This is a genomic window from Haloarcula sp. JP-L23 (assembly GCF_011602445.1).
Taxonomy (GTDB): domain Archaea; phylum Halobacteriota; class Halobacteria; order Halobacteriales; family Haloarculaceae; genus Haloarcula; species Haloarcula pellucida.
The window spans coordinates 1,620,101-1,640,330 of record NZ_CP050014.1; the positions used below are offsets into that span (position 1 = coordinate 1,620,101).

Genomic DNA, 20,230 nt, shown 5'->3' on the forward strand with positions numbered 1-20,230 from the left:
CAGCCACTTCAACGGAACGGGTCTGGTACTGGTCGTCGCGGCGACGGGTGCGGCCGCCGTCGGAGCGTGACCGAGGCGCTTATTTCGGTGCCGCTGGACGGATGCACCAATGAGGGGGACCTCCCGGTCGGGCACGCGCGGTGTCGTGACCGTCGAGCGCGTCGCGGTCTGGCTACTCGCAGCGCTGGCCATCGCGGGGCTGGCGGCGCTCGTTGCGGGCCCCGGCGCCGACCTGCGGACGGCGACTCCCAGCGTCGACGTACAGGGCACCTACGACGTCGAGGCCGGGTCGATTACGGTGTCTCACACTGGCGGCGACCGACTGACCGCCACCAGCACGACCGAACTCGCCGTCGTCGTCACCGACGCCGACCGTAACGCGACGACGACGCTGCTGTGGGCCGACGAGGCGTCCGAGTTCCCCGTCACCACGGGTGACTCCGTCACCGTCGACGACCCCCGAGTCGACAGCGACGGCGACGGGGACTACCTCGACGGCGACGGCTCGGTCGGCTTCTACCTCGAGTCGGGCGACACCGTCGCCGTCGTCTGGACGGGACGGCTCGTCGGCGCGCCGAACGAGCGGACGGCGACGCTGGGGACGGTCACCGTCGGGGACGGGACTGCGTAAGCGACTGTGACAACACGCACTCGTCTCAGCGAATCTTTACACTCCCCTGTGCCGACTGTTCACACATGGCTACCGAGGACGCCTACCGCGAACTGTTCCCGCTTGCCCACCTCGCCGAGAACTCGCCGCAACTGGCGCAGGTCGGCGGCCGGTCTATCGCCCTCTTCCATCACGAGGGCACCGTCTACGCCGTCGATAACCGCTGTCCCCACATGGGGTTTCCCCTCTCGAAGGGCACCGTCGACGACGGCCTCCTGACCTGTCACTGGCACCACGCCCGCTTCGAGTTGGCCTGCGGCGACACGCTCGACCCGTGGGCCGACGACGTCCAGACGTTCCCCGTCGAGATACGCGACGGCGACGTGTACGTCCACCCGGACCCCGAACCCGACGTGCCGCCCGAAACCCACTGGCGCAACCGCCTCGCCGACGCGATGCAGGAGAACATCGACCTCGTCGCGGCGAAGGCCGTCATCAACTTAGACGACCTCGGCGAGGGTTTCACGACGCCGCTCGAAACCGCCGTGGACTTCGGGACGACCTACCGCTCGATGGGCTGGGGCCGCGGCCTGACGACCCTCGGCGCGATGGCGAACCTCTACGACGACGTGGCCCACAACGAGAAACTGCGGGCGATGTACGTCGGCGTCACCGAAGTCGCCGACGACTGCTCGGGCGAACCGCCACGCTTCGACCAGTACGAACTCAGCAATCGGGACCTCTCGAAAGCCCGCCTCAAGTCGTGGTTCCGTGAAACGTGTGAGGTCCGCGACGACGACGGCGCAGAGCGCTGTCTCCGCACCGCGGCCGCCGTCCTACCCCGCGAGGACGTGATCGAGATATTGCTGGCCGCGGCCACCGACCACCTCTACATGAACGCCGGCCACACGCTCGACTTCGTGAACAAGGCCGTCGAGACGCTGGACCACGTCGGCTGGGCGCACGCCGAGGACGTCCTCGCCTCGACGGTCGACCAGTTCACCGACGCCAGCAGGAGCGAGGAACTGTCCCAGTGGCGCCAGCCAATCGACGTGGCGGCCCTGTGTTTCGACGCGCACGACGCCCTCCCGGATCTCGTGGCCGCGGGCGAGGGCCACGAGTGGGACCGACCCGACGACTTCGTCGAGACGTTGCTCGCCGACGACCCCGAAACCGTACTCGACGCGCTTCGGAACGCCATCCGCGAGGGCGCGACGGCCGGACAGGTGACTCGTGCCGTCGCGCTGGCGGCGGCCCGTCGCGTCGTCCACTTCGCTACCAGCAACGAGTTCAGCGACTGGAACACGGTCCACCACACGTTCAGCTACGCCAACGCCGCCCACGCACTGGCCACTCGCACCGACGCCATCGACGCGTACAGACCCTGCTTCGACGGCGCGATGTCGGTGTATCTGGACCGCTTTCTCAACACGCCGCCGGCACCACGTCCGGACCCTGCCGAGTCTGATCGAGACCCCGAGGCGATTCGCGACGCCCTCCTCGCGACGTTCGACGAACAGGGCCGGGTGAACGAGGCCGGCGCGTTGGTCAGCGAGCACTTCGACGCGGGCGGCGACGTGGTGGCGATCAAGCGGACGCTCGGCGAGGGACTGCTCCGCGAGGACGCCGGCTTCCACGAACTCCAGAACGTCGAGGCCGCGTTCCGGCAGGTGGCGTTCGCGGAATCCAACGACGAGCGACGCCTCCCGCTGATCGCCACCGCCCGCTATCTCGCGGCGCACTTCCCGACCCGCCGCGAACGCGAACAGACGTTCACCATCGCCCACCGCCTGTTCCGGGGGGAGACGATTCACGGGGAGGAGTAGCGCTCGAAGAACGGAGGTGAGGTCGGCGAAGCGTCCGTCACGTTACTCGTGTCTACTTCGAAAAACTTCGCTCCGCTCGCTTTTCGAAACACCGTCAGAGCAAGCTCTGACGAGCCGAAGAGGACGCCGACTTACTCGTCGTCGTCCTCTTCGACGTCCTCGAAGTCGGCGTCGACGTACTCCTCGCCCTGTCCGGCCGCACCGCCCGCGGCACCGCCGGCAGCGCCACCGGGCCCGGCGCCGCCCATGCCGCCCGGACCGGCACCCGCAGCGCCACCGGCACCGCCGGCGGCCTGCTGGGCCTGTCCTTCGTACATCTGCTTGCCGATCTCCTGCAGTTCTTCGGAGAGGGCCTCGGTGACCGCCTCGTAGTCCTCGGTGTCGGCGTCCTCGTCTTCGAGGGTCTCCTCGACGTCCGCTATCTTCTCCTCGATGTCGGCGACGAGGTCCTCGTCGATGTCCTCCTCGTTCTCCTCGATGAGCGTCTCGGCGCGGCGCACGGCGGCCTCGGCCTCGTTGCGGGCCTCGATGCGCTTGCGGCGTTCCTCGTCCTCTTCGGCGTGCTGTTCGGCCTCCTCCTGCATCTCCTCTATCTGCTCGTCGGAGAGGCCGGCGCCGCCTTCGATGGTGATGTCTTCCTTGTTGCCCGAGCCCTTGTCCTCGGCTTCGACGTTGACGATGCCGTTCTCGTCGATGTTGAACGACACCTCTATCTGCGGCGTTCCGGCGGGGGCCGGCGGGATGCCCGACAGGGCGAAGGCGCCGAGCAGTTCGTTCTCCTCGGCGATCTCACGCTCGCCCTGGAAGACGCGGATCTGGACCTGCGTCTGGTTGGCCTGGGCCGTGGTGAATATCTTCGATTCCTCCGTGGGAATCGTGGTGTTCTTCTCGATGAGGCGCTCGAACAGGCCGCCCTTGACCTCGACGCCCAGCGAGAGCGGCGTCACGTCCAGTAGGACGATGTCGTCGACGTCGCCCGAGAGGACGCCGCCCTGAATCGCGGCACCCAGCGCGACGGCCTCGTCGGGGTTGACGTTCTTTTTCGGTTCCTGTCCGGTCATCTCCTCGACTTTCTCCTGGACTTGGGGCATCCGGGTCGAGCCACCGACGAGGATGACCTCGTCGATGTCGGACTTGCTGTAGCCGGCGTCCGAGAGCGCCTGCTCCGTCGGGCCGACGGTGCGCTCGATGAGGTCCTCGGTCAGGGACTCGAACTTCGCACGGGTGAGCTTCTGTTCGAGGTCGAGCGGCCCGTCGTCGGTCGTCGCGATGAACGGGAGGTTGATGCGGGTCTCCTTGCGCGAGGAGAGTTCGACCTTGGCTTCCTCGGCGGCCTCGGTGAGGCGCTGGAGGGCCTGTCGGTCCTCGCGCAGGTCGATGCCGTGTTCGGCCTCGAACTCGTCGGCCAGATAGTCGATGATGGCGTGGTCCCAGTCGTCGCCCCCGAGGTCGTTGTCCCCGTTGGTCGCGACGACCTCGTAGACGCCGCCGCCGAGGTCGAGGATGGAGACGTCGAAGGTCCCGCCACCGAGGTCGTAGACGAGGACCGTCTGGTCGGACTCGTCGTCGAGGCCGTAGGCCATCGCGGCCGCGGTCGGTTCGTTGACGATGCGCTCGACCTCGAAGCCGGCGATTTCGCCGGCGTCCTTCGTCGCCTGTCGCTGGCGGTCGTTGAAGTACGCCGGGACGGTGATGACGGCCTTCTCCACCTCGTCGCCGAGGTACTCCTCGGCGTCGTGCTTTATTTTCTGGAGGATCATCGCCGAGACCTGCTCGGGCGTGTACTCCTCGCCGTCGAGTTCGACCGAGTAGTCGTCTTCGCCCATGTGCCGCTTGATGGACTGAATCGTCTCGTCGGGGTTCTTAACGGCCTGATTCTTCGCTGGCTTCCCGACGAGGCGCTCCCCGTCGTCGAACGCGACGACGGAGGGTGTCGTCCGCTCGCCTTCGCCGTTGACGATGATTTCGGGGTCGCCACCTTCCATGACCGCGAACGCACTGTTCGTGGTCCCGAGGTCGATACCCAGAATCTTGTTGCTCGCCATCTTACCCGCTGATAGCGGACTCGGCCGGTTAAAAGTTGCTAGATGGGATGACTCACGAACCGCGACGAGTGGCCGCCTCCCGGCGGTTTTCGATGCTCACGCCGGCGACGACCGGAGAGTATATCAAGTACCGCAATCCGACCGTTCGTCGTCGCCTCACTCCTCCTCACTGACGGTGACTTGCGCCTCTCGGAGCACTTTCTCGGCCATCTCGTAGCCGGGGCGGTGCACGTCCGCGATCGAGCCAGCCGCTTCGTCGCTCTCGACGCGAGCGAGTACCTGATGCTGGGTCGGGTCGACGTCTTCGCCGGGTTCGGGGTCGATGACCTCGACGTTCTCGGCCGCGAGGACGTCGTCGAGTTGGCGCAGGGTCGACTCGACGCCGCTGCGAATGTCGGTGTCTTCGTCCTGTTGCAGGGCACGTTCGAGGTTGTCGCGAACGTCTAAGATGCGGGTCACGAGGTCCTCGGTCGCGCGCTGTTTCTCCTCCTCGCGGCGCTTGTCCATCCGTTTCTTGTAGTTCTGGAACTCCGCCTGTTTGCGCTTGAGTTTGTCTTCGAGTTCCTCGGTCTCGGATTCGAGGGCTTCGACCTGACTCTCCAGACTGTCGGCACGGGTCCGGAGCGCCGCGAGTTCTTGGGCCACGTCTTCGGGGTCCGACTCGGCGACGCGGTCGACCAGTTCCTCGTCGGCCGGTTCGTCCGCCCCGGTCACGTCGTCGAGGTCGATGTCGTCGGCGTCGATATCGTCGGGGGCCGCTTCCACCTCGACGTCCTCCGGAGCGTCGTCGCTTGGGGGCGTCTCCTCCTCGGCGGCGTCCTGCTCAGTCATACACGATAGGAGTCGTCACACGAATAAAAGGATTCAGAAACGTCACGGGCCCAGCGCGAACGCGTCGGCGTCGTACCGGAACTGGGTGCGGTACTCCTCCCACTCGTCGAGTTCCTGCAGGCGGTACTTCGCGAACGGCGGGTTCCGGACGAGTTCGAGTTCGACGAGTCGCTGCCGGACGGGTTCATAGAGGTCGGCCCACGCCAGCGTTTCGAGTTTCTCTTCCGGTGCGCTGTCGCCCGGCGAGAAGGTCACGCCGTCGTCCGTTCGCACGATGTGTCCGTACTGAAAGCGCGTCCAGACAGTGTACTCCCCGAACGGGACTGTCTCGGTCGGCGACGGTGGGCGGCGGTACTGGGCCTTGAACCGCTGGTGGTCCTCGCCGCCACCCCAGAGCAACCCCCGAGTGAGCACCTTGATACGCCGGTGGGCGTCGATCCCGCAGTTGTAGACGACGCGAGCGTTCGAGAACTGACTCGTTCGGAATATCTCCGCGACGGCCTCGCTGTAGTGTCGGTCCTCCTCGTACTGGTACGGGAGCGGGGTCCGCGCCGCTCGTTCGAGGACGGACCCGACGTCTTCACCCCGTCGGAGGTCATCGTGTGGCCCGCTACCACGCCACGTCGCCGGGTCAGTCTCGTCGGGGTCGACCCACCGGTCCATATCGACAGTTCGAGACACAGGGTTATAGATGTTGTTTCGGTGAAACGTGGCTCACAGGAGCAGCGAGACGACCATGAGAACGAGGAAGATGACCACGAGTATCTTCGCGATACTCATACTCAGGCCGGCGACACCGCGGAACCCCGCCAGTCCGGCGATCACTGCGAGGACGAGGAAGACGAGCGCGTACTCGAGGAACCCGCCACTGAACTGAAGCGGAACGACGGCCAGAGAACGGATCATAACGGTCCTTCGGGCGCCTAGACATTAGTTATCAGTCTGGTAAAGGTGGGTAATTGCGTCGTTATTCGGCGCCTCGGCGGTATGCTGACCATAGCTAACCACCGACGGGCGTCCATCGACGTATGGGCGCTCCCGACCGACCGGAGACGCTCCGCGAGACCGGGCGTCGTGTCGTCCTCGCCAGTCGCGAGATGGAGTTCGGACTGACGGCGGCCGCGCTCGCGTACTACGGGTTGGTGGCGCTCGTCCCCGCCAGCGTCCTCACGATGACCGCCGTGACCGCACTCTGGGACGAAACTGTCGCAGACGCGCTCGTCAGCGCCGCAGGCACGGCGCTCTCTCCGGTGGGGACTCGGCTGCTCAGGGAGGCCGTCACCGGCGCGTCGGGTCGGTGGCAAGCCTCCCTCGGGAGCGCCGTCGTCCTCCTGTGGGGCGTGTTGCGACTGTTCCGAGGACTGGACGCCGCGTTCGCGAAGGTGTACCGGACAGAGTCGTCGGTCGGCGGTCGGTTTACCAACGGCCTCGTAGCGATGGTCGGCGTCGGCGGGGCCGTCGCCGCTGTCCTCGGCGTTCGCCTCGCCGTTAGCCTCACAGGAACGACGGTGACGGGCCCGGCAGTAGCGCTCGTTCGCGTCCTCGTCGTCGCTGTCCTCCTCTGGCCGCTGTACTACACGCTCCCCGACGTGGACCTCTCGGTGACGGAGGCGCTGCCCGGGACTGTCCTCGCCGCGGGCGGATGGGAACTCCTCCGCCTCGGCTTCGACCTCTACCTCGCTGTCGGACCGCGCACGGTCTCGGAATTGCTCGGTGCGGTCGTCCTGTTCGTGACGTGGCTGTTCTTCGGCAGTTCGCTCGTCCTCGCGGGCGCACTCCTCAACGCCGTCGTCGCCGGCCGTCGGTGACGCCGCGAAACCGTTATCGGCGACCCCGACGAACCGCAGTCCGTGCTGGAGTTGACCTTCGAGTCGGGCACCGTCCGACTCGACGGGGACGTGCCACCGGGCCTGCCGGGCGTCGAGCGTGACGACCGGTCGAAGAGCGCCCGGGCCCCGGCCTACCGCTACGCGGAACTCCGGGCCGCGGTAGCCAACAGCGGAGTCGACTACGCCGACCACGTTCTCGACACCGCCCCCCTCTCGCTCTCGACGACGTACGACCTGCGCGAGTACCAAGCGGCGGCGCTGTCGGCGTGGCGCGAGGCCGGCGACCGTGGCTGTCTCGAACTGCCGACCGGGAGCGGGAAGACGGTCATCGGCATCGCCGCGATGGTGGCACTCGATACCCCGACGCTCGTCGTCGTCCCGACCATCGACCTACTGGAACAGTGGCAACGCGAACTCGAACGGGAGTTCGACCGCCCTATCGGCCGTCTGGGCGGCGGCGAACAGCGCGTCGAGTCGGTCACCGTCGCCACCTACGACTCGGCGTACCTCCGGGCCGACGAACTGGGCGACCGGTTCGGCCTCGTCGTCTTCGACGAGGTCCACCACCTCGGCGGCGAGGGATACCGGGACATCGCCCGACTGCTCGCCGCACCGGCGCGGATGGGCCTCACGGCAACGTTCGAACGCCCCGACGGCGCCCACGAGGTCGTCGAGGAACTGGTCGGCCCCCTCGTCTACGACCTCTCGGTCGATGAACTGGCGGGCGACCACCTCGCCGACTACGACATCAAACGCGTCGAGGTCGAACTCACCGACGACGAACGGGAACGCTACGAGGCCGAACAGGGCACGTTCACGGACTACCTGAAACGGTCGAACATCCAGTTGCGCTCGGGCAGTGACTATCAGGAACTCGTCAAGCGCTCGGGCACCGACCCCGCGGCCCGGGAGGCCCTGCTTGCGAAGCAGCGCGCCCGCGAGGTGATGATGAACGCCCGTCGGAAGGTCGACCGACTGGCCGACATCCTCGACCGACACCGCGACGACCGCGTCATCGTCTTTACCGCCTACACGGACCTCGTCTATCGCCTCTCGGAACGGTTCCTCCTCCCGGCGATAACCCACGAGACGGGCGCGAGCGAGCGCCGCGAGATTCTGGAGCGGTTCCGCGACGGGACGTACTCGCGCGTGGTGACAGCGAACGTCCTAGACGAAGGCGTGGACGTCCCCGACGCCAACGTCGCCGTCGTCCTCTCGGGGAGCGGGTCCGAACGGGAGTTCACCCAGCGTCTCGGGCGCGTTCTCCGACCGAAGGCCGACGGCGGACGAGCGCTGCTGTACGAACTCGTCACGGAGGCGACCGCCGAGGAACGGGTCGCGCGTCGGCGCCGCTAGGCCCCACTCACACCGCTGCGGAATCGGTAAGCCGAGTCACGGTTGCCTAAGGGCTGCATAAATAACGGCTTCGGGCCGGTCTGTTCGGCTGGATGCAGTCTCTGTTCTCTCTGGCACAGACCGTCCTGTGGAGGCGCGAGCGGTGCGCCTGATACAGATACGGGTCGAAGACGGCGACCTCGACACCGTTCAAGCGGTGCTCGACGACCGCGAGATAAGCTACGTACAGACCGACGAGGTGAGCGCCGGCGGTGAGGCGTCGCTCATCCAGTTCCCGATTCCGCCAGAGGCCGTCGACGAGGTGTTCGAGGAACTCGAATCGGCGGGGCTGGACCCCGACCGCTACGCCGTCGTCGCCACCGCGGAGACGGCCCGGCCGGACCAGTCCGTCGCGGCGGAGAGTCACGCGGACCGCATCTCCCACGACGAACTCCGTGGCCGCGCGGTCGGGATGAACCCCGGGGCCGTCACGTACTACGGAATGACCATCCTGAGCGCGGTGGTCGCGACGGCCGGTCTCTTGCTGGACTCGCCAGCTATCGTCGTCGGGTCGATGGTCATCGCACCGCAGGTCGGGTCGGCGCTCATCGCCGCCGTCGGGACGACGCTCGACGACCGACCGCTGGTGAAAGAGGGGTTTCGCGACCAGATACTCGGACTGTTGCTTGCGGTGGCGAGCGCGGCTACTTTCGGATTTCTCGTGCGGCACGCCGGGTTCGTACCCGGTCAGTTGCGCGTGACGACGGTCCAGCAGATAGCTCAGCGCATCTCCCCCGGATTCCTCTCGCTGGCCGTCGGGCTGTGTGCCGGGGCCGCCGGTGCCGTCGGCCTCGCGACAGCGCTGCCGGTCTCGCTCGTCGGCGTCATGATCGCCGCGGCGCTCATCCCCGCGGCGGCCGCCGTCGGCGTCGGCATCGCGTGGGGCCTCCCCGCGGTGGCACTCGGGGCGGGCATCCTTCTGCTGGTGAACGCGGCGTCTATCAACCTCACTGGTTTTCTCGTCCTCTGGGGCCTCGGGTTCCGACCTCGGGACTGGGGACACGGGTGGCCGAATCTCGGGACGGTCCGGCAGTACGCGCCCACCGTGATGGCGCTGCTCGTCCTGCTGGCGACGTTTGCGGGTGCGAGCACCGTGACGGTGCGACAGATGCAGGTCGAGACGTCGGTCAACGATGCCGTCGAGGAGACGCTCGCCGACGAATCGTACGAGGACCTCCGGTTGTTGTCGGTGCGGACCCGCTTCGGCGGCGTCAGCGTCTACAGGTTCGACCGTGAGGTCACGGTGCAGGTGAGTCGGCCCGACGACACGGCGTATCCCAGACTGGCAACCAGACTGGAGGCGGCGGTCACGGCTGCCATCGACGAGGAGTCGAGCGTCGAGGTGACGTTCGTCGACCGGCAGACGGCGACCTAGCGGTCGCTACAACGCGCCTCGAACCGTCACGCCTTTTAGTCGGCGACCGGCGAGCCGTTCTCCCGTCCCCTGTCGCGACTCGTCGACGATATCGGCGTCGAACTGCCGGGTCTCCGTCGGGACGCTGTCACGAACAGCGTCGAACCCGCCAAGACCGACGGCTACGTGACCGGCCTCTGGATCGCCGCCGCCACGCCCGAGTGACACGGGGCGTTTTTGTCCGTTGGTGCCGGAGTGTCCGTCGTGCTGACGAAGGACCTCCTGCGCGTCTCTCGGGCCGGCGGCGGCTACCGTCCGCAGTTCATCGACGGGTCGCGGGAGCGACTCGCCGCCCGCGTCCTCGGCGTGTATCAGGGCCACGTCGGCGAGACGCGGGCGGAACTGCAGGCGGCGCTGACGGACCTCGAAGCCGAGGCCGAGGACTTCAAACTCGTCCGGGGGGTCGCCAAACTCGTCGAGCGAGAGGCCACCTTCGAGACGCGGTCGGCAGTCCCGCCGGAACGGGCACGCAAACGGGTGTTCGAGGCGGCAGAAGCCGTCGGCGTCGTCACGGAAGCGGAGCGAGCGGCGGCCATCGACCGGGCGGCGGACCGACTCGGCGTCGACGCCGACGCGACGGAGGCGTCGCTGTACGCCGATTTAGCGGACCGGCAGGTGCTTACCGAGGTGGACGCCCGTTGGACGCCAGCCGAACTCGTCACGCAGTACAACCTCTCGCTGGCCCAGACGGCGTTGTTCGACGCCACCGAGGTCCGGGTTCGATCGTCGGATCCGAAAGCGCTCGTCTCCGCAGTGAAACGCCTCCGTCTCATGTACGAGATACGCGAGACGCCGGCGGGCCGTGAAGTGATAATCACCGGTCCGGACGCGCTGTTCTCGAACACGCGCCGGTACGGAACCCGCTTTGCGCGCCTTCTCCGGACCGTAATCAAAGCCGCCGAGTGGGACCTGACCGCGACCATCGACGACCGGGGGACCGAGCGCGAACTCCGCCTCTCGGACGTCGACGTCTCCGCACCCGGCACCGACCCCGTGGCCGAAGTCACGTACGACAGCGGCGTCGAGGCGGACTTCGCCGCTCGATTCTCGGCGCTCGGGCTGGACTGGCGGCTGGTTCGTGAACCCGAACCGCTCGCGGCCGGCGAACACGTCGTCGTCCCGGACTTCGCCTTCGAGTGGGCACCGGGCGGCGACGCCACTGTCCGCGATACGACCGACCCCGACGCCCCGTTCCGCGTCTTCTTCGAGGTGATGGGGTTCTGGACGCCCGAGTACGTCGAGAAGAAACTCGACCGCCTCGACGCGATGGACGACGTCGAGATGCTGGTCGCCGTCGACGAGTCGCTGGGCGTCGGCGAGGCCGTCGAGGCACGGGACCACCGCGCGATTCCGTACGCCGGGACGGTGCGGGTCAAGGACGTTCGGGACGCCCTCCGGCCCTACGAGTCGGAACTCGTCGCCGAGAGCGCGGCCGACATCCCCGAAGCACTGCGGCCCGACGCCGACGTTGTGTCGCTCGCCGGCCTCGCTGCGGAGTACGGCGTCAGCGAGGACGCCGTCGAGGACAAGTCGTTCCCGGCCCACGAACGCGTCGGGCGCACGCTGATCCGGCCGAGCGTCCTCGACGTACTCGGCGACGAAATCGAGGCGGGGATGACCCTCTCTGACGCGGAGACTGTCCTCGACGAGTACGGCGTCGACGACGACAGCGCCGTCCTCGCACGCCTCGGCTACCGCGTGGAGTGGACGGGCCTGAGCGGCGGGACCGTCCGAGAACGAGCGGACGGGTCGGGCGAGAACGGTGCCGGTGAGTAGGGTCGGTCCCGGACGCGGCTAACACCGGCCTACCCCTCGGGGTCGCCGATAGCCGAAGCATAGCTAAGTCGCCCCCTTCTCGATTGGAGACCGCATGACAGCAGTCAAGATTGTCAAGGTGCTGGGCACGTCGACCGAGTCGTGGGAGGACGCGGCCCACGAGGCGGTCGCACAGGCCAGCGAGACCATCGAGGACATCCACGGCGTCGAAATCGAGGACTGGACGGCGACCGTCGAGGACGGACAGATAACGGAGTACAAGACGACCGTCGAGGTGGCGTTCCCCGTCCACCACCAGCAGTGACCTAGTCGTCGAGGTCCCGCCGCCGCCCTTTGGGGACCTGCGAGCGTAGTTCGCCGTAGACGTACAGGCCGACACCGATGGGTTCGACTTGCCCCGCGAGGTCGTGGGTGACCACGAGGTAGCCCCAGTCTCCCTCCCAGTCGAGTTCCTGATCGTGGCCGGCCGCGAAGGCCGTGGCCTCGCCCTCTGAGAGGTGGATGACGTTCTTCGTCGCGTGGTCGCCAAAACGCTGGACGGCCTCCAGCGTCGGCTTCCAGTGTTCCTGTCGGGTTCGGAGGAACGTCATCCCCAGTCCCTCGACGTCGACGGGCGACGGCGGGTCGCCGCGGTAGAGCCATATCTTCCCGGCACCGCGCTCCCAGAAGGTGTGGTCGGCGAACGTCTCCGGCGGGACGCCGAAGCGCTCCGCCCAGAAGTCCAGCACCTCCTCGCGGGTCGCGCGGCCCTCGTCTTCGCGTTCGTCGGCCGTCTCCGGCAGGCGCGTGAACTGCGTGCTGTCGTTGCTCATTCCGTCACCTCCAATTTCGCACAGAAGAACCCGCCCGTGTCGTTGTGTTGGGGGTAGATGCGCTTTGCCTTCGTCACGCTCGGGTCGAACTCGTCGTCCTGCCACTCCGTGACGCCCTCGCGGTGGGTCAGGTCGAGGTCGTAGTCGACGACTCTGCAGTCCTCCTCGGCCAGCGCGTAGTCCAGCACTGCCTCGTTTTCCTCCGGGGCGAACGTACACGTCGAGTAGACCACGGTACCGCCCGGCTTCGTCGCCTGCACGGCGCGCGTGAGGATCCCCTTCTGGACGCCCGAGATGCCCTCGACGTGCGAGAGCGACCAGTCGTCGAAGGCGTCGCGGTTCTTGCGGATGGTCCCCTCACAGGAGCAGGGAACGTCGACGAGCGCTCGGTCGTACTCCTCGCCGCCGAAGGGTTTCAGCGAGTGGTTGCGACCGTCCTCGTGCGTGACGGCGACGTTCGTCGCGCCGAGTCGCTCGGTGTTCGTCCGCAGCGCCGAGATGCGCCCGAGGTTGTTGTCCGTCGCCACCACCTCGCCGGTGTCGTCCATCAGCGCCGACAACTGGGTCGTCTTCGTCCCCGGGGCGGCACAGGCGTCCCACACCCGCTCGCCCGGCTGGGGGTCGAGGACGGTGGCCGGAACCGCCGACACCTCCTCTTGCCCGTGAATCCATCCGTGGAAGTACGGCCAATTCCGGCCCGGCGAGTCCTCCGGCAGGACGAACAGCAGGTCGTGCCACTCGACCGGGTCGTAGGTGACGCCGGCCTCGTCGAGCGCCGTCCGCACGTCCTCGACGGTGGCCTTGAGGGTGTTGACCCGAATCGCCGACGGTAACGGCCGGTCGCAGGCCGCCCGGAACGCCTCCCAGTCGTCGACGATGGGGCGATACCGTTCGATGGGTTCCATTGGCCCGTGGTTCGTCGGGGGTCTGTTTGTGGGTTTCGAAGCTAGGCACAGCGGATTCTCTCCGTCTTACCGCTACGATTGCGACCGACAACGAGCGGCCCCTTTCGGTCCCACCCGATTGGCCGATTCATGGGGCGGGGACCTCCTGGCTGTCGACGCCGGACCCCGTTCCGCCGGCAGCGACCCATGAGTCACCCCCGAGTAGCCCTGCCTTTCAAGCCGACGGCGGTCCTCTCTCGGGGTATGGCACACGTACAGGTCCATCGGGACGACGTCGAACTCGACGACCCGACACTCGTCGAGGGGCTCCCCGGGGTGGGACTGGTCGGCAAGATAGCGGCCGACCATCTGGTCGACGCCTACGACATGGTCCACTACGGGACGGCCCACTGTGATGGTCTTCCGGAGATAGCGGTGTACAGCGAGGGCGACCCGACGGTCAAGGCGCCGGTGCGCATCTACGCCGACGAGGACCGAGACCTGCTGGTCCTCCAGAGCGACGCGCCCGTCTCGCCGTCGGCGGCCGAGGAGTTCGCCACCTGCATCGTCGGCTGGTTCGTCAGCCACGACGTGACGCCGATATTCCTCAGCGGGATGCCCGCGGAGAAAAGCGGTGACGTCCCCGACGTCTACGGCATCGCGACCGGCGACGGGGCGGCATTGCTGGCGGAGGCCGACGTAAGCCCGCCCACGGAGTCCGGGGCGGTCACCGGGCCGACGGGAGCGCTGGTCCACGAGGCCCAGCGAGTCGGCCTGACCGGCGTCGGCCTCATCGTCGAGGCCGACCCGCAGTTCCCGGACCCCGAAGCCGCAAGAGCACTCCTGAAGACCGCTATCGGCCCGCTCGGCTCGTTCGAGGTGGACACGGAGGCGCTCGTCGAACAGGCCGAGGAGATAGGCAAGGCCAAAGAGCGGCTGGCAGAGCAGATGCAACAGGCCGACGAGGAGAGCACGAGCGCTCGACCGCTGGGGATGTATCAGTAATGGTGGATGCCGACGCACTCGAACGCGGCGGCATCGTCCTCGCCGTCGTCGTCGTCGCGGTACTGCTCGGCTGGGTCGTCTTCGTCGTCGTGCCCGACGACTTCGCCGAACTCATCGGTGTGGTACTGGTGCTGGCGACGGTGGTCGTCGCCGCCCGCATCGGGAGCAACGCGGCCGGGTCGCTCGTCCCGGCCCACAACGTGGCCGAAGTCGCCGTCGAGGGACCCATCACGCGGGACGGCGGTGGCGGCATCGCGAGTCCGCCGACCGGCGCCAGCGCCGACGACGTGGTCGAGCAGATAGAGCGGGCCGACGAGGACAAGGGCGCCGAGGCGCTCCTCCTGAAACTCAACACGCCCGGCGGCCAGATCGTCCCGAGCGAGGACATCCGTCTCGCCGCGGAGCGCTTCGACGGCCCGACCGTCGCCTACGCCACCGACGTCTGTGCCAGCGGCGGCTACGACATCGCTGCCGGCTGTGACGAACTGTGGGCGCGGGAGGGTTCTATCGTCGGCTCTATCGGCGTCATCGGCTCTCGGGTCAACGCCAAGGACCTCGCCGATCAGGCGGGCCTCTCCTACGAGCAGTTCACCGCCGGCGAGTACAAGGACGCCGGGACGCCGCTGAAGGAGATGACCGACGACGAACGCGAGTACCTGCAAGGCATCGTCGACGACTATTACGACCAGTTCGTCGAGACGGTGGCAGCGGGTCGCGAGATGGACGACGAGACCATCAGAGAGACCGAGGCTCGCATCTTCCTCGGGACCGAGGCCCACGAACGGGGACTCGTCGACGACATCGGTACCCGAGACGACGTCGAGGACCGCCTCGAAGCCCGCATCGGCGAACCGGTCGTCGTCACCGAGTTCGAACCCGAACGGGGGCTGATGGGGCGACTCCGCGGGGGCGCCCAGCGGGTCGCCTTCGCGTTCGGTGCCGGCCTTGCGAGTACGGTCGGCGGTGACGTCGACGGCCTTTCTTTCCGGCGCTGAGTCGCGCGAGGGTTTTTTACCCTGTGACCCACTCTCGGCTACTGTGACCACGCTGGTGGTGTGTATCGATCGGGACAGCCCGGTAGCGGACGAGTGCCCGGTAGTCGGGAGCGACGCCGTCGAGTCGATGATTACCGAGACCGGTATCGTCGACCCCGAGGACAGCCGAATCAACTGCCTGCTCGAAGGTCTTCGCGTGGCGAACGACCTCGAAGCCGACGGGGACGACACCGTCGTCGCGGTGGTCGGTGGCGGCGGGGATTCGGTCGGGACCGACCGTCGGATAGCCGACCAGACGGAGGACCTCGTCGCCGAGTACGACCCCGAATCGGCCGTCGTCGTCGTCGACAGCGCCGAGGACGAGCGCCTCGTCCCGATTATCGAGAGTCGCGTCCGCGTCGACGCCGTCGACCGCGTCGTCGTCCGACAGGCCCGCGACATCGAGTCTACGTACTACCTCCTCAAGCAGTTCCTCGCCGACGAGGAACTGCGCAAAACGGTGCTGGTTCCCCTCGGTCTGGCACTGCTCGCGTTCCCGATCTTGCTCATCGTCGCCGACAGCACCACTATCACCGTCGGCGCCATCGCCGCCGCCCTCGGCGTGTTCCTCATCTACAAAGGGCTGGGTATCGACACCTACCTCTCGCGCCTGCCGGGCCAGATTCGCGAGGCCCTGTACTCCGGACAGGTGTCACTCGTCACCTACGTCGTCGCCGCCGGCCTCTCCGTCGTCGGGATATTCGCCGGCGCACTGGAGATCTCCTCGGTCGGGTCGACTAGCCCATTCATCCTCGCCAACCGGTTCCTCTTCGAGAGCGTTCCGTGGCTGACCGCGGCGGCGCTCGCTGCCTCGCTGGGCCGGTTACTGGACGAACTCCTCCAGCGAGACGGCGTCCGGAGCGCGTACGTGAACCTCCCGTTCGGTGCGGTCGCCGTCGGTCTCGTCGTCCGCGGCTTCTCGGCGTACTTCCTCGAACGGGCCGGCGTCTTCGATTCGTTTCGCGTCCCCTCTATGAACTTCGACATCGTCGAGATCAACGGCTTCCCGATGGACGCGGGCACTCGCCTCGCCATCTTCATCCTCGCCGGCATCCTCATCAGCCTCGTCGGCGTCCGCGTCGCCGCCTACGTCAGTCAGTCCGACATCGAGCAGGAACTGGCCGAATAGACAGCGATTTAGGCGGTCGAGAGCTACGGGCGGCCATGACAGACGGCGCGTGGGTCTCGCTGTTCTCCGGCGGCAAGGACTCCTCGTGGGCGCTGTATCGGGCCCTCGAACGTGGCTATCCCGTCGAACGACTGGTGACGGTCCACCCCGAGGGCGACTCCTACATGTACCACGTCCCGGCGACGCGGCTGGCGTCGCTGGCCGCCGAGAGCATCGGTATCCCGCTCTTGGAGGTCGAACCCGACGACTTCGAGGCCGAGGCCGTCGAGGACTCGGGCCTGCAGGGCGACGCGGAACTCGAACCGCTGGAGGCCGCACTGAACGAACTCGACGCGGACCTCCCCGACGGCGTGGGCGGCATCACTGCCGGGGCCGTCGAGAGCGAGTACCAGACCACCCGCATCGAGGCGATGGCCGAACGTCTCGAAGCGAACGTCTTCGCCCCCCTCTGGCAGGAGAACCCCCGCGACCTCGCCGACGCGATGCTCGACGCCGGGTTCGAGATTCGCATCATTCGCGTCGCCGCCTACGGTTTAGACGAGTCGTGGCTGGGTCGACGCCTCGACGCCGACGCACTCGACGAACTCGAAGCGCTCAACGACGAGTACGGCGTCCACATCCTCGGCGAAGGCGGCGAGTTCGAGACGCTGGTGACCGATGGGCCGCATATGGACCGGCGCATCGAACTGGAGTCCGAGACGGAGTGGGACGGAACGCGGGGGACGCTGCAGATTACCGACGCGTGGCTGGCCGAGTAGCTGACTCAGGCCGTCGCTGAATCGCGTTCTTGTGCCCACTCCAGCACTGGTTGGAGCCGTTCGGCGAGTTCCGCGCCGTCGTCGGTCAGTTCGTACTCCACCCGTGGCGGAATCTCGTCGTACTGCTCTCTGGTGAGCAGGCCGGCGTCTTCCAGCGAGTCGAGGCGAGCCGACAGCGTCGACGTACTCGCTTCCGGGATGTGGGCTTCGAGCGTCCCGAACCGCACCGTTCCGTGGACGGCGACGACGCAGACGACGTCCATCACGTACTTTCGGCCCAGCAGGTCAAGTACGTCCGAGAGCAGGCAGTAACACCGCGGGTCGTCGGTGGCACAGTCGAATCCTTCCATAGCTTCGTCTCTGTGGACTTACTCTATTACTTTGGACTTCACAGCTTAATAGCTTCGCATAGTAAAGTGGAGGCGCAATGGCCGACGACATGATCGACACCGACGACCTCGGACTGGAACTGGACCTCGACGACTTCGCCCTCCCGCCGGCCGTGGCGGCGAACCTCGGAACCCTCTTCGGGTCGGACCCGCCCGAGACGGCCGCCGAGTGGGTCGCCGAGATGCGGGCAGTCAAGCGGGCGCTGGACGGCCGAAATCCGACCGCGGACGACCTCTGTACGACCGACGACGGTCGCCACGCGTTCGTCGGGGCCGACCACCGACAGGAGTACGTCTGCGTGCTCGACCCACTCGTCGTCCCGTTCCTGCGCGACGAACCCGGAACGATCCGGTCGACCACGCCGGAACGCGGCGAGACGGTCGAGATCGGCATCGCCCCGGACGGTATCGCCCGGTCGCACGCAGACGCCGTCGTCTCGCTGGGCGTCTCCGACCACGTCGACCCCGACACGGACCCGACCCTAGAGCGCATCTATCGGCAGGTGTGTGGCTACGTCCACGTCTTCGCCGACGAACAGGAGTACGAGGCGTGGGCCGACGACGTCGACGCCGCGACGACGAGCGTTCCCGTCTCGACGGGCGTCGCGCTCGCTGGCGCACTGGCGACGACGCTGTTCGAGACCGGGGCGTGAAAAGAGTCGGCGGCGCTATCCGCCGTTGGTCAACTGCGTGTGTGCGCCGATGAGCGCGCCGGCGAGGTCCAGACTCTCGATGTGGGTGTCCTTGTCGATGATGGAGTTACGGATGTCGGCGTCGACGATGGTCGCGTTCGGGAACACGACCGTGTTGTCCAGACTGGAGTTGACGACTTCCGCGCCGGAGAGGACGTGGACGTTGTCGCCCAGCGTCGTGTTCTCGATGGTGGCGTCCTCGGCGACGACGTTCTCGCCTTCGAGTTCCCAGCCGACGGCTTCCAGGTAGCTCTCGGGGGTGCCGATGTCGTACCACGCCTCGTCGAAGGTGAACGAGCGGACGGTCCCGTTCCCGACGAGCCACTGGATGAACCAGCCGGGTTCGTCGGGGTTGTTCCCCTCCGAGAGGTACTCCTCGAAACGGATGGCGTCGGCCGGGAAAGCGTAGCAGGCGATGGAGACGAGCGTGCTCTTTGGGTTGCTGGGCTTTTCCTGAAAGTCGACGACTTCGTCGCCTTCCGTCTCGATGAGACCGTAGGACTTCGCCTTCTCTAGCGACCCGACGTCGTAGGCCGCAAGCGTCGGGTCCCCGTACTGCTCGAAGTGGTCGATGAACGCCGAGATGTCGAAGCTGATGAGATTGTCGCCGGCGACGACCAGCAGGTCCTCGTCCCCGAGTTCTTCGCGGTCGACGAGTTGGGCCAGCGCCCCGACGACGCCGAACTTCTCGTCTTCCTCGTTGGTCTCTTCGACCGTCAGGGAGACGTTCTGATAGGAACTCGCCGCGAGATGGTCCTTGAAGTCGTCGGCGAACCGCTCGTTCGTGCTGACGAAGACGTCCGTGATGCGATCGTCCGACTCTAAGTCAGCGAGGATGCGGTCGATGACTGTAGAGTCGCCCACCGGGAGGAGCATCTTGGGCCGGTGTTTCGTGACCGGCCACAGTCTCGTCGCGTACCCACCGGCGAGGACTATCGCTTTCATACCGGGGGCGACACCGCCGACGGACAAGTTCCTTTTCATCTGACGGCACCGGTCCATTTATCGGCGTCCACGGGAACGTCCAACGTATGACTGGGGACGACGGCACGCAGGACGTGGGTGGCGACAAACCCGCAGCCGACACAGACGAGCAGTTCGGGTCGGACCCGGCCGAGCAGGCCGCCGAGGCCGGCGAGAACGTCATCGACAAGGTAAACCAGATCAACGTCGAGCGGAAACTCGACGACCTCCGGGCGATGTACGGCGACCTGCCGGTGACCGAGGAGACGTACGAACTCTCGGCCGGCGACTACGCGGAGGTGTTCGCCGCGACGAACAGCACGGGCTATGACGGCAACAGCGTCGCCTTCCTCACCCGTGACGGCGAGATGTTTCCGGAGCTGAGCGAGAACATCCCGGAACAGGCCGGTCACGACACGCGGGACCGCGTGCTGATGGTGCTGGGTCGCGGGGCCGACCTGTGGGCGCTCCCGGGCGGTGGCGAGGGACAGCAGTACGAGTCCATGCAGGGAACCACGCTCCGTCGCATGGCCGAGCAGACTGGCGTCCGCGGGACCATCGAGGACGTCGACGAGGTGTTCCACCGAAAGTACTACCCCGACACCGACGCCGAAGGCTCGGTCCACACGCTCGACGTCTACTTCCGGGCCGAGTACGCGAGCGGGTCGATAGACGTAGACGAGTCCGAACTCGTCGGCGCGGCGTGGTTCGCCGAGCCACCCGAACACATGACCGAGGGCGCAGAGCGCCTCTGGAAGCGGTTCCTCGAAGCGCGCGACCGGGGCGACGAACTCGACGGCGAGCGCGACGACACAGCGGCCGACGACGCGGCCTGACC

The 20,230-nt window shown here is 67.1% G+C and carries 22 protein-coding genes; 13 read left to right on the forward strand and 9 right to left on the reverse strand.

Going from position 1 to position 20,230, the window contains the following annotated elements; genetic code table 11:
* Positions 1-109 precede the first annotated feature (109 nt).
* Positions 110-631, forward strand: a complete 522-nt coding sequence (locus G9465_RS08255) for a hypothetical protein (protein WP_166968860.1) — start codon at positions 110-112, stop codon at positions 629-631.
* A gap of 65 nt (positions 632-696) precedes the next feature.
* Positions 697-2,436: a Rieske 2Fe-2S domain-containing protein gene (locus G9465_RS08260; protein ID WP_166968862.1), complete on the forward strand. Its 1,740-nt coding sequence runs from the start codon at positions 697-699 to the stop codon at positions 2,434-2,436.
* A gap of 131 nt (positions 2,437-2,567) precedes the next feature.
* Here G9465_RS08260 and dnaK read toward each other — a convergent pair whose 3' ends face one another.
* The 4 genes from dnaK to G9465_RS08280 all read right to left on the reverse strand — a co-directional run bounded on the left by dnaK (position 2,568) and on the right by G9465_RS08280 (position 6,218).
* Positions 2,568-4,481: a molecular chaperone DnaK gene (gene dnaK, locus G9465_RS08265; RefSeq protein ID WP_166968863.1), complete on the reverse strand. Its 1,914-nt coding sequence runs from the start codon at positions 4,479-4,481 to the stop codon at positions 2,568-2,570.
* Between the two features lie 156 nt (positions 4,482-4,637).
* Positions 4,638-5,312, reverse strand: coding sequence for a nucleotide exchange factor GrpE (locus tag G9465_RS08270; RefSeq protein WP_166968864.1), 675 nt, complete (start codon positions 5,310-5,312; stop codon positions 4,638-4,640).
* 42 nt (positions 5,313-5,354) lie between these two features.
* Positions 5,355-5,975 (reverse strand): hypothetical protein, encoded by a 621-nt coding sequence (locus G9465_RS08275; RefSeq protein WP_166968866.1) that lies wholly within the window; start codon positions 5,973-5,975, stop codon positions 5,355-5,357.
* 51 nt (positions 5,976-6,026) lie between these two features.
* On the reverse strand, positions 6,027-6,218 hold the full coding sequence (locus G9465_RS08280; protein WP_166968868.1) for a DUF1328 domain-containing protein: 192 nt from the start codon (positions 6,216-6,218) through the stop codon (positions 6,027-6,029).
* 122 nt (positions 6,219-6,340) lie between these two features.
* Between G9465_RS08280 and G9465_RS08285 the strand changes: the two genes are divergently transcribed.
* The 3 genes from G9465_RS08285 to G9465_RS08295 all read left to right on the forward strand — a co-directional run bounded on the left by G9465_RS08285 (position 6,341) and on the right by G9465_RS08295 (position 9,911).
* A complete protein-coding gene (locus tag G9465_RS08285; protein WP_166968870.1) occupies positions 6,341-7,120 on the forward strand; it encodes a YihY/virulence factor BrkB family protein in 780 nt (259 codons plus the stop codon).
* A gap of 42 nt (positions 7,121-7,162) precedes the next feature.
* Complete coding sequence (locus tag G9465_RS08290) at positions 7,163-8,497, forward strand: DEAD/DEAH box helicase family protein (RefSeq protein ID WP_166968872.1); 1,335 nt, start codon at positions 7,163-7,165, stop codon at positions 8,495-8,497.
* A 142-nt stretch (positions 8,498-8,639) separates the two neighbouring features.
* Positions 8,640-9,911 carry a TIGR00341 family protein gene (locus G9465_RS08295; RefSeq protein WP_166968874.1) on the forward strand — a complete coding sequence of 424 codons (1,272 nt, stop codon included), beginning with the start codon at positions 8,640-8,642 and terminating at the stop codon, positions 9,909-9,911.
* Between the two features lie 6 nt (positions 9,912-9,917).
* Here the strand turns inward: G9465_RS08295 and G9465_RS08300 are convergent, their stop codons facing one another.
* Positions 9,918-10,118, reverse strand: a complete 201-nt coding sequence (locus G9465_RS08300) for a hypothetical protein (protein WP_166968876.1) — start codon at positions 10,116-10,118, stop codon at positions 9,918-9,920.
* Between the two features lie 36 nt (positions 10,119-10,154).
* Here G9465_RS08300 and G9465_RS08305 point away from each other — a divergent pair, with 36 nt between their 5' ends.
* Positions 10,155-11,726: a DUF790 family protein gene (locus tag G9465_RS08305; protein WP_166968878.1), complete on the forward strand. Its 1,572-nt coding sequence runs from the start codon at positions 10,155-10,157 to the stop codon at positions 11,724-11,726.
* Positions 11,727-11,820: 94 nt separating this feature from the next.
* The gene (locus G9465_RS08310) at positions 11,821-12,030 is read left to right on the forward strand and encodes a dodecin family protein (protein WP_166968880.1); all 210 of its coding nucleotides are present in this window, start codon (positions 11,821-11,823) and stop codon (positions 12,028-12,030) included.
* A gap of 1 nt (position 12,031) precedes the next feature.
* On the opposite strand, the gene G9465_RS08315 is transcribed toward G9465_RS08310, so the two are convergent.
* Positions 12,032-12,538, reverse strand: coding sequence for a hypothetical protein (locus G9465_RS08315; RefSeq protein WP_166968882.1), 507 nt, complete (start codon positions 12,536-12,538; stop codon positions 12,032-12,034).
* Positions 12,535-13,443, reverse strand: coding sequence for an RsmB/NOP family class I SAM-dependent RNA methyltransferase (locus G9465_RS08320; protein ID WP_166968884.1), 909 nt, complete (start codon positions 13,441-13,443; stop codon positions 12,535-12,537). Before G9465_RS08320 ends, G9465_RS08315 begins: the two co-directional genes overlap by 4 nt.
* Before the next feature lie 243 nt (positions 13,444-13,686).
* Between G9465_RS08320 and G9465_RS08325 the strand changes: the two genes are divergently transcribed.
* From G9465_RS08325 to G9465_RS08340, 4 genes are read left to right on the forward strand one after another with little or no spacing between them, the layout of a single operon-like run.
* Positions 13,687-14,427, forward strand: a complete 741-nt coding sequence (locus G9465_RS08325; protein ID WP_166968886.1) for a proteasome assembly chaperone family protein — start codon at positions 13,687-13,689, stop codon at positions 14,425-14,427.
* Positions 14,427-15,422 carry a signal peptide peptidase SppA gene (gene sppA / locus G9465_RS08330; protein WP_166968888.1) on the forward strand — a complete coding sequence of 332 codons (996 nt, stop codon included), beginning with the start codon at positions 14,427-14,429 and terminating at the stop codon, positions 15,420-15,422. The genes G9465_RS08325 and sppA overlap by 1 nt, the downstream gene beginning before the upstream one ends.
* Before the next feature lie 43 nt (positions 15,423-15,465).
* On the forward strand, positions 15,466-16,590 hold the full coding sequence (locus tag G9465_RS08335; RefSeq protein ID WP_166968890.1) for a DUF373 family protein: 1,125 nt from the start codon (positions 15,466-15,468) through the stop codon (positions 16,588-16,590).
* A 35-nt stretch (positions 16,591-16,625) separates the two neighbouring features.
* A complete protein-coding gene (locus G9465_RS08340) occupies positions 16,626-17,348 on the forward strand; it encodes a diphthine--ammonia ligase (RefSeq protein WP_166968892.1) in 723 nt (240 codons plus the stop codon).
* 5 nt (positions 17,349-17,353) lie between these two features.
* Here the strand turns inward: G9465_RS08340 and G9465_RS08345 are convergent, their stop codons facing one another.
* On the reverse strand, positions 17,354-17,698 hold the full coding sequence (locus G9465_RS08345) for a helix-turn-helix domain-containing protein (protein ID WP_166968894.1): 345 nt from the start codon (positions 17,696-17,698) through the stop codon (positions 17,354-17,356).
* A gap of 77 nt (positions 17,699-17,775) precedes the next feature.
* On the opposite strand from G9465_RS08345, the gene merB reads away from it, so the two are divergent.
* Positions 17,776-18,390 (forward strand): organomercurial lyase, encoded by a 615-nt coding sequence (gene merB, locus G9465_RS08350; RefSeq protein ID WP_166968896.1) that lies wholly within the window; start codon positions 17,776-17,778, stop codon positions 18,388-18,390.
* Positions 18,391-18,405: 15 nt separating this feature from the next.
* Here merB and G9465_RS08355 read toward each other — a convergent pair whose 3' ends face one another.
* Positions 18,406-19,374: a sugar phosphate nucleotidyltransferase gene (locus G9465_RS08355; RefSeq protein ID WP_166968898.1), complete on the reverse strand. Its 969-nt coding sequence runs from the start codon at positions 19,372-19,374 to the stop codon at positions 18,406-18,408.
* Between the two features lie 86 nt (positions 19,375-19,460).
* On the opposite strand from G9465_RS08355, the gene G9465_RS08360 reads away from it, so the two are divergent.
* The gene (locus tag G9465_RS08360; RefSeq protein WP_166968900.1) at positions 19,461-20,228 is read left to right on the forward strand and encodes an NUDIX hydrolase; all 768 of its coding nucleotides are present in this window, start codon (positions 19,461-19,463) and stop codon (positions 20,226-20,228) included.
* The last annotated feature ends 2 nt before the right edge of the window (positions 20,229-20,230 follow it).

Excerpts from the sequence above, each read along its gene's own strand:
- G9465_RS08340 (WP_166968892.1), top strand. The coding sequence starts at position 16,626 with ATGACAGACGGCGCGTGGGTCTCGCTGTTCTCCGGCGGCAAGGACTCC.
- G9465_RS08270 (WP_166968864.1), bottom strand. The coding sequence starts at position 5,312 with ATGACTGAGCAGGACGCCGCCGAGGAGGAGACGCCCCCAAGCGACGAC.
- G9465_RS08260 (WP_166968862.1), top strand. The coding sequence starts at position 697 with ATGGCTACCGAGGACGCCTACCGCGAACTGTTCCCGCTTGCCCACCTC.
- G9465_RS08360 (WP_166968900.1), top strand. The coding sequence starts at position 19,461 with ATGACTGGGGACGACGGCACGCAGGACGTGGGTGGCGACAAACCCGCA.
- merB (WP_166968896.1), top strand. The coding sequence starts at position 17,776 with ATGGCCGACGACATGATCGACACCGACGACCTCGGACTGGAACTGGAC.
- G9465_RS08315 (WP_166968882.1), bottom strand. The coding sequence starts at position 12,538 with ATGAGCAACGACAGCACGCAGTTCACGCGCCTGCCGGAGACGGCCGAC.
- G9465_RS08275 (WP_166968866.1), bottom strand. The coding sequence starts at position 5,975 with ATGGACCGGTGGGTCGACCCCGACGAGACTGACCCGGCGACGTGGCGT.
- G9465_RS08285 (WP_166968870.1), top strand. The coding sequence starts at position 6,341 with ATGGGCGCTCCCGACCGACCGGAGACGCTCCGCGAGACCGGGCGTCGT.
- G9465_RS08320 (WP_166968884.1), bottom strand. The coding sequence starts at position 13,443 with ATGGAACCCATCGAACGGTATCGCCCCATCGTCGACGACTGGGAGGCG.
- G9465_RS08280 (WP_166968868.1), bottom strand. The coding sequence starts at position 6,218 with ATGATCCGTTCTCTGGCCGTCGTTCCGCTTCAGTTCAGTGGCGGGTTC.
- sppA (WP_166968888.1), top strand. The coding sequence starts at position 14,427 with ATGGTGGATGCCGACGCACTCGAACGCGGCGGCATCGTCCTCGCCGTC.
- G9465_RS08345 (WP_166968894.1), bottom strand. The coding sequence starts at position 17,698 with ATGGAAGGATTCGACTGTGCCACCGACGACCCGCGGTGTTACTGCCTG.
- G9465_RS08355 (WP_166968898.1), bottom strand. The coding sequence starts at position 19,374 with ATGAAAGCGATAGTCCTCGCCGGTGGGTACGCGACGAGACTGTGGCCG.
- G9465_RS08255 (WP_166968860.1), top strand. The coding sequence starts at position 110 with ATGAGGGGGACCTCCCGGTCGGGCACGCGCGGTGTCGTGACCGTCGAG.
- dnaK (WP_166968863.1), bottom strand. The coding sequence starts at position 4,481 with ATGGCGAGCAACAAGATTCTGGGTATCGACCTCGGGACCACGAACAGT.
- G9465_RS08310 (WP_166968880.1), top strand. The coding sequence starts at position 11,821 with ATGACAGCAGTCAAGATTGTCAAGGTGCTGGGCACGTCGACCGAGTCG.
- G9465_RS08325 (WP_166968886.1), top strand. The coding sequence starts at position 13,687 with ATGGCACACGTACAGGTCCATCGGGACGACGTCGAACTCGACGACCCG.